Raw genomic sequence first — 15,107 nt, 5'->3', positions numbered from 1 at the left:
ATTCGTACACTATGTTCGATTAAGCGCGCAAGGAATCGTGGCTTAGAGTTTTCAACCATGGCGCCGACCCGACGAGCGGCTGCTCCGCGGCAGCGGCGCACCACCAGCGAACAGCAGATCCTCGATGCCACGTCCGCCCTGCTGCGAGCCGGCCAGCGCCTGCCCGATATCGCGGTGAACGACATCATCGACGCAGCCGGTGTATCGCGATCGACGTTCTACCAATACTTTTCGAGCAAGACCGAGCTCGCTTTCCGGCTGGCCGCCCCCGCGATGACCGCGGCCCGCGCCGCTGCCGACCGGTGGTGGGGCGAACCCGCCTGGGGTGGCCCCGAGGACATGGTGGACATCGTGCGCACGTTGCTGGCGCAGGGCCGCGAACACCGCCTCGCCTGGCTGGCGGTGTTCGACGTCGCCGATCGGGATCCCGAAGCCGGAGCCGGAATGGAGAGTCTTGTGCGCGAATACGTCTCCCAGATGGCCACACGGATCGCCCGCGAACAGCGGGCGGGCAACATCTCCGGTGCGCTCGATCCCACACAGCTGGGGCGCATCATGTTGGTCACCACCCGCGCATCCATCCTGGATCAGCTGGCCCACGGCGACCCCGCGGGCGACGAGGCGTTCTCCACCACGCTGGGTCACCTGCTCTGGCTTGCCGTCCGCCCCGGGTAGATACCGAGCCGGCGGCGCGTGCCACCTAGAACGTCATCCGCTTCAACGTCCCGTCGCGCAGCGTCAGCGTGTGCAACAGTACGGCGCTCACGTGCGCGGCGATCAGCACGATCAACACATAAGCGAGCACAGAATGGGTCTGTCGCAGAATCGAATACAGATCGGCATCGAATGGCGCGATCCTCGGCAGACGCCACCCGCCGAACAACACGACCGGACGACCGGATGCCGACACCATCGCCCAGCCGACGAGCGGTTGACACACGAGCACCAGGTACATCGCGGCCTCCGAACCGAACACCAGCACCCGTTCCAGCGGACCCACTGTGTTCGGCAGCGGCGGCGCCCGGTGGGTGAACCGGTTCGCGATGCGCACCACGACGATCACCAGGATCACGGCGCCCAATGTCATGTGCACGGCCAGCAACACCGCGTAGGAGCCGAGCAGGACGGTCATCGTGAAACCGATCAACAGGGTGGCGAAAACGAGAAACGCTGTCAACCAATGCAGAACCCGGGTGCGCAACCGGTGTCGCACGGGCGCGCTCACGGTCGATCCGCCGGGATGACAACGGCCGGGGTCGAATACGCCTCACCGGAGCGATCACGGTAGGACGCGGCGTACACCGCCGACCGTGCACTCAGCAGCGGATCGCCGGAAGGTTCGATACCGTCGGGCAGCACCAGCGGATCGAAGTTCACGTCGCGGGCGTTGCCCGGCGCCTCGGTCTGCGCGGCGACGAGTGTGACCGTGCCCGTCTCGATGGTGCGGCGCTCGGCAGGCCAGGGCAACGTGGCATCCTCGGTCGGATCGCCGGGCTCGCCAACCGTCAGCAGCAGCCGCCAACTCAGGGGCCCCGATCGAAGCTGTCGCGCGGCCGCATCGAACAGTCCGTTGTCCCCACGCCCGGGCGGCAACGCGGACTGGTCGGGATGTAGTGACCAACGCACCGGTGTGCGCTGCCCCGCTGCATCGACGAACATGAAGGCGTTGAGGCTGGAGAAGATGCTGTCGGCGAATCCCGTCGTCGGTGGGTGCTGCTTGTTGACCGCGGTAGCCGTCACCGTCTCGGGATGTGCTGCGTAGAAACGTTTCATGGCCTCCGGGTCGGGTTGACCGGTGTCGGGCTGAGGTTTCGACGCGAGCAGCCGGTCATAGAAGCCCTGCGGCGAATTGTCGGGGAAGACGGCGGTGTTCAGCATCGCGGTTCGCCACTGCTCACCCCCGGGAAACCCGAAGGCAAGGCCGAGACCGCGGGCGGCACCGGGGGTATCGGCACCGAAGGGATTACCGCCCGCGAGCGAAAATCTGCCGACGACCGGGGTGCGCCCGACCGTGAACACTGTCGCCGTCGTCAGTTCCGCACCGCGACCGTTGCTGTCGAAATAGCCGGTCAGCGCGAGGCCCTTGGCATGGTTGCGGCGGAATCCGGGGTGCCTGCCATACACCGTGGCGAAACCTTCGATGAACGACTGCCGGGTGAGCGAGGCGCCCCGCCCGATCCAACCCTTCGCCACGCCGATGCTGCCGACATCGACCGCGAAGAAGACGCCGACGGCGCCAAGCCCGGCCAACAGCGATCGTCGGGTGATCGGACTGCCACGCCAACGAAAGAGCGGGTCTTCCGCGCTGCTCCCCATCACGGAATTCTCGCAACTCGATCGACCCGTGTCATTGCCGCTGGCTGTCACGTCAGCCTTCCGGCTAGCACTACCTGCTCCCGCCCAAAGAGCCGATCGCCCCATCGTGGCCGACGATGCCGTACAGCACTGCGGGTTATGCTGCCGATCTTCCCCGTTCGAGATTGACGTTTCTGCGCTCTCACCGGCCCGTTGACCGCAAAAGCGTCACTCTCACGCAGCCTGGCGCGGGCTAACGTTCCGGCGGCAGCAGGGTTGACGCGATCGTGGCGAGTGCTTTGACCGCCGGTGTGGCGTCGCGCTGATACTGGGCGTGGACGATGGCGCCATCAATTGCCACTCCGAGCGCTTGTGCAGTCCGGGCTCGACTCGGTCCCGGCGGGAGTGTCTCCTTGATCGCCGCAACCATCTCGGCCTTGTGCCGTGCGGTGATGGCGTGAACCTCGGGTAGGTCCGCGCCGATCTCGTTGACGCTGTTGATGAACGCGCAGCCGCGAAATGAGTCCGCGGTCAACCATTCCGCGATCGCGGAGACCACCGCGGGGCGGCGATGGCCATGAGCGTGGCGATCGAGCGCGTCGACGAACCAGTCCATCCAACGGCGGTGTCGCAAATCCAAGAATGCCAAGATCAGGGCGTCCTTGCTCGGGAAGTGTCGGTAGAACGTCACTTTGGTGACGCCCGCCTCGGCTATCACCTTGTCGACCCCGGTCGCCCGGATCCCCTCTCGGTAGAAGAGTCGGTAGGCGGTAGCCAATATCCGCTCCCGCGCCGGAAGGGACGGCACGTCGATCTGCGGATCCAAAGTCTGGGCGATGCTCACATCCCCACTGTAGACAGATCTGTCTACACGCGCTAGCCTTCCGTGTCATGTAGACAACCCTGTCTACACAGCCGACAACGCGACCTGATTTCCGAGAGAGGCACCGAAATGACCATGACCCCACCAATCGGCGTCAAACCGCCGGTTCCCCCGTTCACCGACGAATCGGCTGCATTGAAGGTACGGCTGGCGGAGGACGCCTGGAACAGCCGTGATCCGCAGCGCGTCGCGGAGGGCTATTCAGTCGACAGCGTCTGGCGCAACAGGTCGGTGTTCGTCACGGGCCGCGCACACATCGTCGAATTCCTCAGCAACAAGTGGGACCGCGAACACGAGTACCGTCTGATCAAGGAACTATGGGCGCACAGCGACAACCGCATCGCCGTCCGCTTCGCATACGAATACCACGACGACTCGGGGCAATGGTTTCGCGCCTACGGTAACGAGAACTGGCTGTACAACGAACACGGCCTGATGACACACCGCCACGCCAGCATCAACGACCTGAGGATCGAGCAAAGCCAGCGCAAGTTCTTTTGGGACACGAATGTGCCACGGCCACAGGATCATCCGAGCCTATCCGAACTGGGCCTGTGACCCTTACCTTGAGCCAATTCCCTGGCCCGGGAGGCGCGCAACCGCTGACGCGAGGTCCTGCCATCGACAAAGGGCTGATCGCCGAGCCGGGTGCCAGACCTACCCAGCTAGGGCGCCGATGGCCGAACCACGATCCGCCCCACCAGACCGGCGGCTACCAAAAGTACCAGCGCCGTTGCCAGCCACGGCGCTGCGCGGCCCGCCCCGGTATCGGGTACCGCGTCCACCACGGCGCCGAGCGCGGCCGAGGCAGGCAGCACCAGGATTCCGCCGATGGATGCGTACATCCCGTAGTAGGAACCCAGATGCTGTTCCCTTGCCAAGCCGGGGATCGCGGCACGAGCGGCGGGAGAGATGATCATCTGGCCCAGCGCCATCAACAGCACGAAGGCCGCGGTGCCGGCCAGGACGGCGGGACGTCCACCGGCGGCTGCCGCGGCGCCCGCCGACAGGGCCCCGACCGCAGTCAGGAGCAAGCCGGTCCGCAGCGCGCGACCGACCGGCCGGCGGCTCGTCCAGGCGGCGACCCGCAGCTGCGCCACGACCACGACGACCGAGGACAACGCCAGCAGAACACCCAGGGGCTGTTGATCACCCCACCCGCGGTCGAGCTCGAGTGGCAGGAGCAGGTAGAGCTGGTTGTAGGCGACCAGTTGTACGGACAACACCGTCGCGAACCAGAGGAACGCGCGGTTGCCCATGATGCTGGTGAAACCATGCAGGACGGCTCGGTCGATCCGTGACGGGCGCTCGTCGGGCAGCCACCGCAGGTGCGCAAGGCCGATCACGACGAACACCAGCGCACCCGTGACCGAGACCGTCGCGAAATTCACGTCGAGCAGCAGTGCTCCGATGAGCGGACCGGTGAACGCACCGATCTGCCCGAACGCGTTGAACAGCGCGAACGCGTCCAGCCGGGACGTCGACACGCGGTCGGGATCTTCGGGTGATGCCGAGGCCCGAGCCAGCGCCGCCTCCACCGCCGGCGAGAAGAGCGCGGCGGCAAAACCGGTGAGCACCGCACCGATCGCGGCACCAGCCAGTGATGTACTCAGACCCAGCGTGAGCAGGCCTGCCACCCGGATCGCGCAACCAGTCAGCGTGGCCGGTTTGGTGCCGATGCGATCGGCGATCGCGCCACCGATGAAGAACATGCCCTGCTGGGAAGCGGTCCGCAATCCGAGCACCACCCCCACCACGGCGGTGGCCTGTCCGAGATCGGAACTGAGGTGCACCGACAGGTAGGGCAACACCATGAAGAATCCGACGTTGAAGGCGAGTTGGGTGAGAACGAGCAACCGGACCGCCGGGCTCGCTCGGACGAACTCCCGGATCAAACCTGTTCGCCGTGCGGCGGCGCCGGTCATTCCGATACGCCGCGGTCATTCGGCAGGAACTGGATGTTCAATCCCGTCGGGGTCTGGATCACGTGGGCACGGACTCGATACACCTCGCCGATGAGCTCGGCGGTCAACACTTCTCGCGGGGTGCCCGCGGCGACGACACGACCGTTCTGCAGCACCATGACGTGGTCGCAGAACATCGCCGCGAGGTTGAGGTCGTGGATCGCGACGATGGAGGTGACCGGCAACCGGGCGATCAGGGACATCAACTCGAGTTGGTGGTGGATGTCCAGATGGTTGGTCGGTTCGTCGAGGAGCAGTTCGCGGGGTTCCTGGGCCAAAGCCCGGGCGATCTGCACACGTTGCTTCTCACCGCCGGAAAGCTTGTGCCACAGCCGATCCGCCATCTCGACAAGACCCGTCTGCGCCAATGCGGCGGCGACGGCCGCATCATCGACCGCCCGGTCGGCACCGAAGGTCCCCCGATGCGGCAGCCTGCCCAACCGGACGATCGCACCGATCGTCAGGTCGACATCGGTGTCGACCTGCTGTGCCACCACCGCAACCCGGCGGGCGACCGTGCGGCGACGCAGGCCCGCGATGTCCTGTCCGTCGAGTTCGACAACGCCGGAGGTCGGCGTGACATATCCGGAGAGCAGCCGCAGCAGCGACGACTTGCCAGAACCGTTGGGCCCGAGTAATCCCACCGTGTGCCCCTGCTCCGGGCGCACACTGACCCCGTCCACGACGAGGGTGCCGCCGCGGTCCCAGCTCACCCGATCTGCGTGCAGCGTCATGCTCTGCCCTTTCGGGAGAACATGATCGCCACGAAGGCGGGAACACCGATCAGTGCCGTACCGACGCCCAACGGAAGCGGTGTGGGGTGGAACGCCAACCGTGACAGGGCATCCACCCATACCAGGAAGATCGCACCCAGCAATGCGCTGACCGGGACCAGACGTGTGTGTCCCGGGCCGACCAGAAACCGGGCCGCGTGCGGAAGGACCAGTCCGACGAATCCGACCGCACCGGCGACGCTGACCAATGCGGCGGTGACCACCGCCGTCAGCACCAGAAGACCACCGCGCACCTGTGTCACCGAGATCCCCAGCGATGCGGCGACCTCGTCACCGAAGCTGAACGCGTCCAGCGCTCTGGCCGCGGCCCAGCAGCAGGCGAGGCCCACCACGGTGACCGCTGCGGTCAACCAGGCATCGTCCCAGCGGACACCCTCGAGGGATCCGAGCAGCCAGAAGAGCACTCCCCGGGTCTCGTCGGAGTCGGCAAAGGCGAAGATCACGAATGACGTGAGCGCAGAGAACAATTGCGTCATCGCGATGCCGGCCAGGATGACCCGGTCGGTACTGCCGCCGGCGAGTTGGGCCAGCAGCAGCACGGTACCGAATGACACCAGTGCCCCGACGAAAGCGCCACCCGAGAGTCCGAGCACCGAACCGCCGAGGCCGAGGATCCCGATCACGACGGCGCCGGTGGACGCTCCCGACGAGATACCGAGCAGGAAGGGGTCGGCGAGCGGATTACGCAGTAACGACTGCAGGATCACGCCGCAGATGGCCAGCCCGGCGCCGACGGCGGCGGCGACCACCGTGCGAGGCACCCGGTCTTGCCAGACGATCACGTCCTTGTAGGCCATGACGTCGATATCGGTGAACCGAAGGTGGTTGCCCAGGATGTCCCGAATATTGACAAGGCTGATCCCCTCCCCGCCAAGAGAGACGGCGGCCAGCATGGAGAACAGCAGCACTCCCATGCCGAGGACGAGCAGCGCGGCGGTCGCCAGGCCGGGTCGATGATCGACAACGGTACGAAAGTTCATGGTGTGGAGGGCTACTGCGGGTTCGCCGCGAGCCAGTCGGCGAGCTTCTCGATGCCGTCGACGATGCGGATCGACGGATTCATCTCGGCGCCGTGCAACGCGACGTACTGCTCACCGGCGACGGCCGGCAGCACGGCAGTGACCGGATCCGTGGCGAGGAACTGTTTCTTGTCCTCCAAGCGGTCACCGGGGAAGCGATTGCGGGCAAGGTCGCCGAGAACGAGTACCTGGGGGTTGCGCTCCACCAACGATGTCCATGTCAGTGGGCTCCAGTCATCCTTGATGTCCCGGAACGGATTCTGCGCGCCGACCGTCTGCGCGATCAGGTTCGTCGCCCCCATGCCGCCGCCGATATAGGGGGTCTTGGTGTCGGCGAACCAGAACGCGACCGTCCGGTCCGAGTCAGCCGCTTTGGCGGTGGCATCGGCAACCCGCTGTTTGAGCTCGTCGACCAACCGCTCACCGCGACTCGGCACGTCGAAGACGGCAGCCAGCTCGGTGATCTCCTGGTAGAGCGAGTCCATCGTCAGGGGCGTCGAGCGCTTGCCTCCGCCGTTGATGGACACTCCCCCTTCACAATCGGTAGGCGAGAGGTAGGTATTGATGCTGGTCTCGGCGAACCGGTCACGGGTTGCGACACCGCCCTGCTCCTTGAGGTGGCGCCCGAACGATGCGGTGACGAAATCCGGATTGGTGCCCATGACGGCCTCATAGGTGGGGGCGTTGTCGGCCAGCCGGGTGACTCCGGCATTCGCCTCCGCGAGGTCCTCGAGCACCGGGTCGGTCCAGGAGGCCGTGCCCACGAGGTGATCGGCCAACCCGAGCGAAAGGAGCAGTTCCGTCGACCCCTGGTCGAGCGACACCACCCGGGACGGCACGGCGTCGAACGTTTGCGCCGTCCCGCAGTTCTCGATGGTCAGCGGGTAGGTGGTACGTCCCTCACCGGATGCGTCGACGGACGTCTTCTCCACCGTCTCCGAGGCGCCACACGCGGTGGCCGCGCCTGCGGTCAGCAGCGCGACCGCGAAGAAGCTGAGGGCGCGGGTGTACAACGACACGGATATCCCCTGTCTCGACTCGACTCGGACCGCCCCGCCGGCCCTCCTGAACGAAGGCTTACCTTACCGGTCCGCCCGATTGCTCCGCGCCGTGCGTTGCGCGGCACAGGTGGACCGGAAGACTTGACCCTGACGCGACGTGAGGCGCCAAGCTCGTGGGCGTGACGCAGGAGGTGCAGATGGACGAACTCACCGTTGGTGAGGTCGCGCAGCGGTTCGGTATCACGGTCCGCACGCTTCACCACTATGACCGGATCGGATTGTTGACCCCGGCCCGGCGCACGGCCTCGGGATACCGGGTCTATGCGCCGGGTGACCTGACCCGCTTGTCCCAGGTCATCGTCTACCGCCGGCTCGGACTGTCCTTGGACGAGATCGCTCGACTGTTGGCCGAGGGCAACGAGGTCAGCCACCTGAAACGGCAGCGCGAGCGCGTCATGTCCCGACTCGACGAGATGCGGGACCTCATCACGGCAATCGATCACGCATTGGAGAAAGCGATGACGAATACCCCCATGACCGACGAGGACATGCGTGAATTGTTCGGCGATGGCTTCGACGACTACCAGGCCGAGGCCGAGCAGAAGTGGGGACAGACCCCGCAGTGGCAGGAATCGCAGCGCCGCGCCAAGACCTACGGCAAGGCCGAATGGATTCAGATCAAGGCAGAAGGAACCGCCGTCGAGAAAGCACTGGCCGATGCCTTCCGCGCCGGCCTGGCCGCCGACTCGAACGAAGCGATGGATGCCGCCGAGCAGCACCGGCTCCACGTGAATCGTTGGTTCTACGACTGCCCGCCGGCCTTCCACCGCAATCTCGGCGATCAGTACGTCAGTGACCCGAATTATGTTGCAACATACGACGATACTTTCGGTTTACCGGGCCTGGCAGCGTATTGTCGCGACGCCATCCACACGAACGCAGACCGTGCCGGGGACTGAGCACATCTGCGCGCACGATCGGAAAACCAGTTTGGCTGCTCTACCATTTCCCGAGCGCTGGGCTCCTTCGGAACGGCCCAGGCCGGAAGGCCCCCGAGCCGCCCTTGATAGCCGGAACTGCGCGCTGCGATTCCCGCACCACCCCGCCAACCGGGACCACAGGCTTTCCCGATCCAGCCACGCGAATCTCTGACGTCCCCCCGTTGATGATTCCGGGCTTCGCGGTGCGGACACCGTCCTTGGCCACCGGACCCGCGACAGGAGTGGCCGCATCAGGCTTTATATCGTCTGCATGGGCCACTCCGGCAGTCGACGCCAACAACCCGCACGCAACGGCGACGGCGGCCAGCAGTCGACTGCCCCGTGTACGAACCCGCGCCGTGTCGATGCTGGTGAAGTGGCCGCCTCTGGACGCATGACGCATCGTGCGCGCGGTAATGGATGGTTTGTCGAACCGTGTTGTCACCACCTGATCGTCGCCTCGTGGGTGCCACATCCGCGATCCGCCATCTGGCGGTTTTCGCCAGCCGATCAGCCGGAGCTCCACGTTTCGACCTGGCCATACTGGGCAGTGTGGTTGACGAGCATCCCGACGCCGATCAGGTGATCACGTTGTACGACCGTCACGCCAAGGCGTGGGCGCGTGACCGGGGTGACCGGCTGATCGAACGCGCGTGGCTGGACCGATTCGTGGCGTGCTTACCCGATCAGTGTCGCACCGTCCTGGACCTGGGCTGCGGGACCGCAGTACCGATCGGCCAGTACCTGATCAACCAGGGATGCCGGCTTCACGGGGTCGACTCTTCCGGTGAAATGATCACGATGACCAGGACGCGCTTCCCGGACCATCGATGGGATGTCGCCGACATGCGCTCGCTGGCGCTCGATGGCCGATACGGTGGGATCATCGCATGGGACAGCCTGTTTCATCTTTCACCACAACATCAACGGAGCATGTTCCCGATCATTGCGCGACACGCGGCATCTGGTGCCGCGCTCATGTTCAACACCGGCCCATCAGCCGGCGAACAGATCGGCAACTACCGAGGCGAACCGCTCTACCACGCCAGCCTCGACCCGGCTGAATACCGTGCTCTGCTCGCCGACAACGGCTTCGCAGTCATCGCCCACGCCGTCGAAGACCCGAGGTGCGGGCAGCGCACCATCTGGCTCGCACGGACCACTTAGTCCCGCAGGGAGTGGCGGGATCTCATCGGTCGCAGACTCTTCGAACGAGCTCGTCGATGGGGAGTCGTTTTCCACGTCGCTGCCGACTTGCATTCCCAAGGAGGGCCGTACTTCCGGGTGAGCCGGGAACTGAACGAGCTCGAATCCTCAGAAACCACGACACAGGTGGAGCCCATGCCGTGAGGACCTCTTTCGGCTTCGGACTACTCGGATAGAAACCGTCGAACGATTGTGAGGCAGGCGTCAGCAAGATCGGAGTCGAGCTCATTCAGATGGGACATGCCCAGGTAGTCGCCATGGCCCGCCGGCATCACCAATGGCCGTCCGTCTGGCACCGCCGCAGCCATCGCAACCACATGCTGCGGAGTGACCACATCACGATCTCCCCCGATGAAGAGAACGGGTGACTTGATTGCGGCCATTTCTTCATCTTTCCAGTCCACGAACCCGCGCATGAGGGCAATGTCGAGTTCGAACATGCGCCGCAGATCGTCGGGGTCAGGATTGATTCGGCGATAGGCATTGGCGAGATCGCTTGGTATGTCTTCGACTTGCGGGTCCTCGAAGTTGGACCAGAAGCCGTCGACCATTCCGTCTCGTCGAGTCATTCCCGACGCGACAACGACTCGGTGAGCCAACTCCGGGTGGCGCTGTGCAAACCGCAGAGCGGTAGGACCTCCATTGCTGAAGCCCATGATGTCGATACAGGCGAATCCCAGCTCTCGCACCAAGTGGGCGATGTCGTCGGCGGAGTTCTCGAATGTGTAGGCCCGGTCGACGTGCGGGGTGTGGCCGTGGCCCTGTAAATCGACGCCAAATACCACTCTGCCGCGAGAAAACCTTGGTATAGCGAATTCCCAGTCGGTCTGGATGCTGCCTGCGCCGCCATGGACGAGCACCAGAGGTATCGCTCCCTCAGCGGCACCATAGCGTTCGTGGTGCAGTGCGATCGTCACCATGCAGGTCCTCCTTCATCGGCAGCCTGTTGCTTGTCACCAAGGTTGACTGCCTTCGACCCAGAAACTCGTCGTGAACAACACCAAGCCGGTTTGTCCGATATGACGAGACGGTAAATGAGGCGTCTTCATTGCCTAGATCGTATGGGGAGACTATGGCCTCACTGCATGCGAACGTGGGTTCCCGACAAGAATTGGCCCCGGTAGCGGCCCCAGACTGAGGAAGCCCCAGTGCGGTTTTGGTGGGTACGGTCGAGTCGGGCGAGATGAAAAGTTCCTAGCCCGAGTCACGCGGCTGGTGAATGCTCTTCGGGAATACCAGCGGGCGAAACTCTGGGTCGATGTTGGTCCATTGCCAGTCGCGTTCGGCTTGGTTGCTCTGGCTGTCGGAGGCGTGCAGGCCGGCGGCTTTGGCCGCGTAGGTTGCGGCGTGCTGAGCGTGGTTGGCCATGTGTGCGACCGCTGCTGCTTGACCCGCTGCTCGCGCGGCTGCTACAGCTGCGGAATCACCGACTTGTTCGGCATCGCGTGCAGCGGCGTGAGCTGCGAACGCTGCACTGCGGCATGCGGTCATGGGGACTTTGTCTTCGATCCAGGCTCGCAGTGTGCCGATGGCCGTGCGCGGTCGAGCATCGCCGGGATGAGTGGTCTCGAAGATCGGGAGCGCGCGCTCTGCGCATTCGGCGGCCCACCGCGCGAGCGCCTTGTGCGTAAGTGGATCGGGGTTCGTCCCCTTCTTTGCAGGGTCGGTCACCGTGTCATGCTCCCACCCACGTCCCTGCGGCGTTGTTGGGCCGCGATGGTTCTACCGTGTTGATGACGGGCGGCGTTGATCCTGGTCTGCCGATCGACGAAGTGGTGCGCGGCGACGAGGCGTCGGTGTTGCGTAGCTGGTACGGCTGCCCGTTGCGCCAACAGCCGGCGGCGCGGAGGTGAGCAGCATGAAACCAGCCGCGGGCGATTGCGCTGAGGCCGCCCCAGGGCTGACCATCACGAAATCGCGTGTTCCGAGCCCTCGGAAAGTCTTCGCCACCGTGTCCGATGGTCTCGACACGCAGACCATGCTCGACGAAAACGGGATTCGATCAGCAGCAGAGATTTCCTCGGTAGGCCATCAGTTGCAGTGGGGTTAGTGACTGGCCTGCCTACTGGTAGCGGCGGTCACGGTCGACCAGATCTTGGGTCGGCGCTAACGGCTCTCGAACGCGAGCCGGCCTGCCATCAACAGGTAGGTGGCGGCAAACGTGCGGCGCAGCCACGCAACGACTTTGGGTCGAGTGATGACTTGTGCGCGCATGGTGGCGGCGAAGACGCCGTAGAGCGCAAACACCACGAAGGTGAGCGCCATGAACACCGCACTGAGTCCGACCATCAGCCAGGTGCCATTGGGCGTCCCTACGGTAACGAACTGGGGCAGGAACGCGAAGAAAAATATGGTCAGCTTGGGGTTGAGGAGGTTGATCAGAATGGCGGTGGCGATGATCCGCAACGCTGAGGCGGGTGGTTGCGCGATGTCGCCGACGTCGAGAACAGACTTATCGCGCAAGGTCTGCCAAGCCAGGTAGAGCAGGTACGCAACACCAACCCACTTGACCGTCTGAAACGCGACTGCCGAGGAGTTGAGCAGTGCAGCCAGCCCGGTGATCGCGGCAATCATGTGAGGTAAGACGCCGAGTGTGCACCCGAAAGCCGCAACCATGCCGGCCTTGGCTCCGCGGGCGAGCCCGGTCGCTATCGAGTAGACGGCCCCGGTTCCAGGGGTGGCCACGACAACAAGAGTGGTGACGAGAAACGCGATGCTCATCGGCAGGGCCCCATTCGCCTTCGTTGACTTCGTCCGCTCGCCGATCGTAGCCCCACAAGCAGAGCGTCTGTCAGTGCAGCAAACTCTTTGCGCCGGCAGGATCCGCGGGAAGTTGCCTCATGGTCGTGTCATACATGCAATCGAGGTGACGCTCGTCGCGAGAATGTGACGCGAGTCCCGAAACCCCACTGTTGACGTACGCCGCCACACAGACGACCATGGCCCGCATGCATTATGTCGTTACCGGCGGTACCGGGTTTATCGGCAGCCGGGTCATCGCCCGCCTCCTGGCACGAGATCCCGAGGCACGGGTCTCGGTGCTCGTGCGACGCGGATCGCTGCACCGCTTCGAAAAGCTCGCCGCGGGTTGGGGTCCGCGGGTGAATGCGCTGGTAGGTGACCTCACCGCACCGGACCTGGGTCTGGACGGCGCCGAGGTCGACCCCGTCGATCATGTGGTGCACTGCGGCGCGATCTATGACATGACCGCACCCGAGGGCATCCAGCGCGCCGCCAATGTCGAGGGCACCCGCGCGGTCATCGCGGCAGCCCGCAAATGGGGAGCGACCCTGCACCACGTGTCCTCGATCGCGGTGGCCGGCGATTTCGTCGGTGAGTACACCGAGGACGATTTCGACGTCGGCCAGTATCTGCCCACCCCGTATCACCAGACCAAGTTCGAGGCCGAGGCATTGGTGCGCGCCGAACCCGGACTGCGCACGCGGATCTACCGTCCGGCCGTCGTGGTCGGCGATTCCCGCACCGGCGAGATGGACAAGGCCGACGGGCCGTACTACTTCTTTCCCATCCTGGCCAAGCTCGCTGTGCTGCCGGGGTTCACCCCGATGGTGCTGCCCGATACCGGCCGGACGAACATCGTCCCGGTCGACTTCGTGGTCGACGCCATGGTCCACCTGATGCACATCGCCGACGGCGATGGCCGCACGTTCCATCTCACGGCTCCGAAAACCATTGGGCTGCGCGGCATCTACCGTGGTGTGGCCAAGGCCGCCGGGTTGCCGCCGCTGGTCGGTTCGCTCCCCGGGGCCGCCGTATCCCCCGTCCTCAAGGCAACCGGCCGCGCCAAGATCGTGCGCAACATGGCGGCCACCCAACTCGGGGTGCCCGCCGAGATCCTCGATGTCGTCGACCTCGCACCGACGTTCGTCGCCGATCGCACCACGAACGCACTCGCGGGAACGGGTATCGAGGTGCCCGAATTCGCCTCGTACGCACCGAAGTTGTGGAGATTCTGGGCGCAGAACCTGGACCCGGACCGCGCTCGTCGCGATGATCCGAAGGGCCCGCTGGTGGGCAGGCATGTCGTGATCACCGGGGCGTCCAGCGGTATCGGACGGGCCTCGGCCGTCGCCGTGGCCCGCCGCGGCGCCACGGTCTTCGCGTTGGCCCGCAACGCCGATGCACTCGACGAACTGATCGCCGAGATCCGCGCCGAGGGAGGGGACGCCCACGCTTTCACCTGTGACGTCACCGATTCCGGCTCGGTGGAGCACACGGTCAAGGACATTCTCGGGCGGTTCGGCCACGTCGACTACCTGGTGAACAATGCCGGTCGGTCGATCCGGCGGTCGGTGTCGGCCTCGACCGACCGGCTGCACGATTACGAACGGGTGATGGCGGTCAACTATTTCGGCGCCGTGCGGATGGTGCTTGCGCTGCTGCCGCACTGGCAGGAACGGCGGTTCGGACACGTGGTCAACGTGTCCAGCGCCGGCGTGCAGGCCAACAGCCCCAAGTACAGCGCCTACCTGCCGACCAAGGCGGCCCTCGACGCGTTCTCCGAAGTGGTCGGCACCGAAACACTGTCCGATCACATCACTTTCACCAACATCCACATGCCGTTGGTGCGCACCCCGATGATCGCGCCATCGCGCCGGCTCAATCCGGTTCCACCCATCACCGCCGAGCACGCCGCGGCGATGGTGGTGCGCGGGCTGATCGAGAAGCCGTCGCGCATCGACACCCCACTGGGCACGCTGGCCGATCTGGGCACCTACTTCACGCCACGACTGTCCCGGCGCGTGCTGCATCAGCTCTATCTGGGTTACCCGGATTCCGCGGCGGCCCGCGGCCAGGCACCCGAGGAAGAGGTGGCCGTGCCAGCGCGCCAGCCCCGGCGCCCGGCGCGCGCTGTGCGCGCTGTGCGGATGCCGCGACCGGTCAAGCGCGCGGTCCGAGCGATTCCGGGTGTGCACTGGTAGCAGGCCACACCTATCGTGGTGA

15 protein-coding genes are annotated in these 15,107 nt (G+C 65.1%); 5 read left to right on the top strand and 10 right to left on the bottom strand.

Going from position 1 to position 15,107, the window contains the following annotated elements; all coding sequences use genetic code 11:
• The first annotated feature begins 57 nt into the window (after window positions 1-57).
• The gene (locus G154_RS07785; protein ID WP_019510164.1) at window positions 58-675 is read left to right on the top strand and encodes a TetR/AcrR family transcriptional regulator; all 618 of its coding nucleotides are present in this window, start codon (window positions 58-60) and stop codon (window positions 673-675) included.
• Between the two features lie 25 nt (window positions 676-700).
• Here the strand turns inward: G154_RS07785 and G154_RS07780 are convergent, their stop codons facing one another.
• The 3 genes from G154_RS07780 to G154_RS07770 form a co-directional block, all read right to left on the bottom strand.
• Complete coding sequence (locus tag G154_RS07780; RefSeq protein WP_031601366.1) at window positions 701-1,213, bottom strand: cytochrome b; 513 nt, start codon at window positions 1,211-1,213, stop codon at window positions 701-703.
• A gap of 8 nt (window positions 1,214-1,221) precedes the next feature.
• Window positions 1,222-2,316 (bottom strand): catalase family peroxidase, encoded by a 1,095-nt coding sequence (locus G154_RS07775; protein ID WP_019510166.1) that lies wholly within the window; start codon window positions 2,314-2,316, stop codon window positions 1,222-1,224.
• 232 nt (window positions 2,317-2,548) lie between these two features.
• Window positions 2,549-3,139 carry a TetR/AcrR family transcriptional regulator gene (locus tag G154_RS07770; protein ID WP_019510167.1) on the bottom strand — a complete coding sequence of 197 codons (591 nt, stop codon included), beginning with the start codon at window positions 3,137-3,139 and terminating at the stop codon, window positions 2,549-2,551.
• Window positions 3,140-3,265: 126 nt separating this feature from the next.
• On the opposite strand from G154_RS07770, the gene G154_RS07765 reads away from it, so the two are divergent.
• Entirely contained in the window at window positions 3,266-3,736 is a 471-nt protein-coding gene (locus G154_RS07765; RefSeq protein WP_023985392.1) for a nuclear transport factor 2 family protein, read from the top strand.
• 107 nt (window positions 3,737-3,843) lie between these two features.
• Here G154_RS07765 and G154_RS07760 read toward each other — a convergent pair whose 3' ends face one another.
• The 4 genes from G154_RS07760 to G154_RS07745 form a co-directional block, all read right to left on the bottom strand.
• Window positions 3,844-5,103, bottom strand: a complete 1,260-nt coding sequence (locus tag G154_RS07760) for an MFS transporter (protein WP_019510169.1) — start codon at window positions 5,101-5,103, stop codon at window positions 3,844-3,846.
• Window positions 5,100-5,876, bottom strand: a complete 777-nt coding sequence (locus G154_RS07755) for an ABC transporter ATP-binding protein (RefSeq protein ID WP_019510170.1) — start codon at window positions 5,874-5,876, stop codon at window positions 5,100-5,102. The genes G154_RS07760 and G154_RS07755 overlap by 4 nt, the downstream gene beginning before the upstream one ends.
• On the bottom strand, window positions 5,873-6,850 hold the full coding sequence (locus G154_RS07750) for an iron ABC transporter permease (protein ID WP_234713057.1): 978 nt from the start codon (window positions 6,848-6,850) through the stop codon (window positions 5,873-5,875). The genes G154_RS07755 and G154_RS07750 overlap by 4 nt, the downstream gene beginning before the upstream one ends.
• Window positions 6,851-6,927: 77 nt before the next feature.
• A complete protein-coding gene (locus G154_RS07745; RefSeq protein ID WP_019510172.1) occupies window positions 6,928-7,974 on the bottom strand; it encodes an ABC transporter substrate-binding protein in 1,047 nt (348 codons plus the stop codon).
• Between the two features lie 179 nt (window positions 7,975-8,153).
• On the opposite strand from G154_RS07745, the gene G154_RS07740 reads away from it, so the two are divergent.
• Together G154_RS07740 and G154_RS07735 are read left to right on the top strand one after the other, a co-directional pair.
• Window positions 8,154-8,915, top strand: coding sequence for a MerR family transcriptional regulator (locus tag G154_RS07740; RefSeq protein ID WP_023985390.1), 762 nt, complete (start codon window positions 8,154-8,156; stop codon window positions 8,913-8,915).
• Window positions 8,916-9,398: 483 nt separating this feature from the next.
• Window positions 9,399-10,103 (top strand): class I SAM-dependent methyltransferase, encoded by a 705-nt coding sequence (locus tag G154_RS07735; RefSeq protein ID WP_019510174.1) that lies wholly within the window; start codon window positions 9,399-9,401, stop codon window positions 10,101-10,103.
• 203 nt (window positions 10,104-10,306) lie between these two features.
• Here the strand turns inward: G154_RS07735 and G154_RS07730 are convergent, their stop codons facing one another.
• The 3 genes from G154_RS07730 to G154_RS07725 form a co-directional block, all read right to left on the bottom strand.
• Window positions 10,307-11,062, bottom strand: coding sequence for an alpha/beta fold hydrolase (locus tag G154_RS07730; RefSeq protein WP_019510175.1), 756 nt, complete (start codon window positions 11,060-11,062; stop codon window positions 10,307-10,309).
• A gap of 274 nt (window positions 11,063-11,336) precedes the next feature.
• The gene (locus tag G154_RS25885; RefSeq protein WP_081649950.1) at window positions 11,337-11,813 is read right to left on the bottom strand and encodes a putative immunity protein; all 477 of its coding nucleotides are present in this window, start codon (window positions 11,811-11,813) and stop codon (window positions 11,337-11,339) included.
• Between the two features lie 435 nt (window positions 11,814-12,248).
• Window positions 12,249-12,863, bottom strand: coding sequence for a LysE family translocator (locus G154_RS07725; protein ID WP_019510177.1), 615 nt, complete (start codon window positions 12,861-12,863; stop codon window positions 12,249-12,251).
• Between the two features lie 227 nt (window positions 12,864-13,090).
• Between G154_RS07725 and G154_RS07720 the strand changes: the two genes are divergently transcribed.
• The gene (locus tag G154_RS07720) at window positions 13,091-15,085 is read left to right on the top strand and encodes an SDR family oxidoreductase (RefSeq protein WP_023985387.1); all 1,995 of its coding nucleotides are present in this window, start codon (window positions 13,091-13,093) and stop codon (window positions 15,083-15,085) included.
• Window positions 15,086-15,107: the final 22 nt, after the last annotated feature.

Origin of the sequence: Mycobacterium sp. VKM Ac-1816D, assembly GCF_000416385.1 — a bacterium.
Lineage (GTDB): Bacteria > Actinomycetota > Actinomycetes > Mycobacteriales > Mycobacteriaceae > Mycobacterium > Mycobacterium neoaurum_A.
Note: the sequence above shows the minus strand (reverse complement) of the source record. Positions and strands in the feature narration are given on the sequence as shown.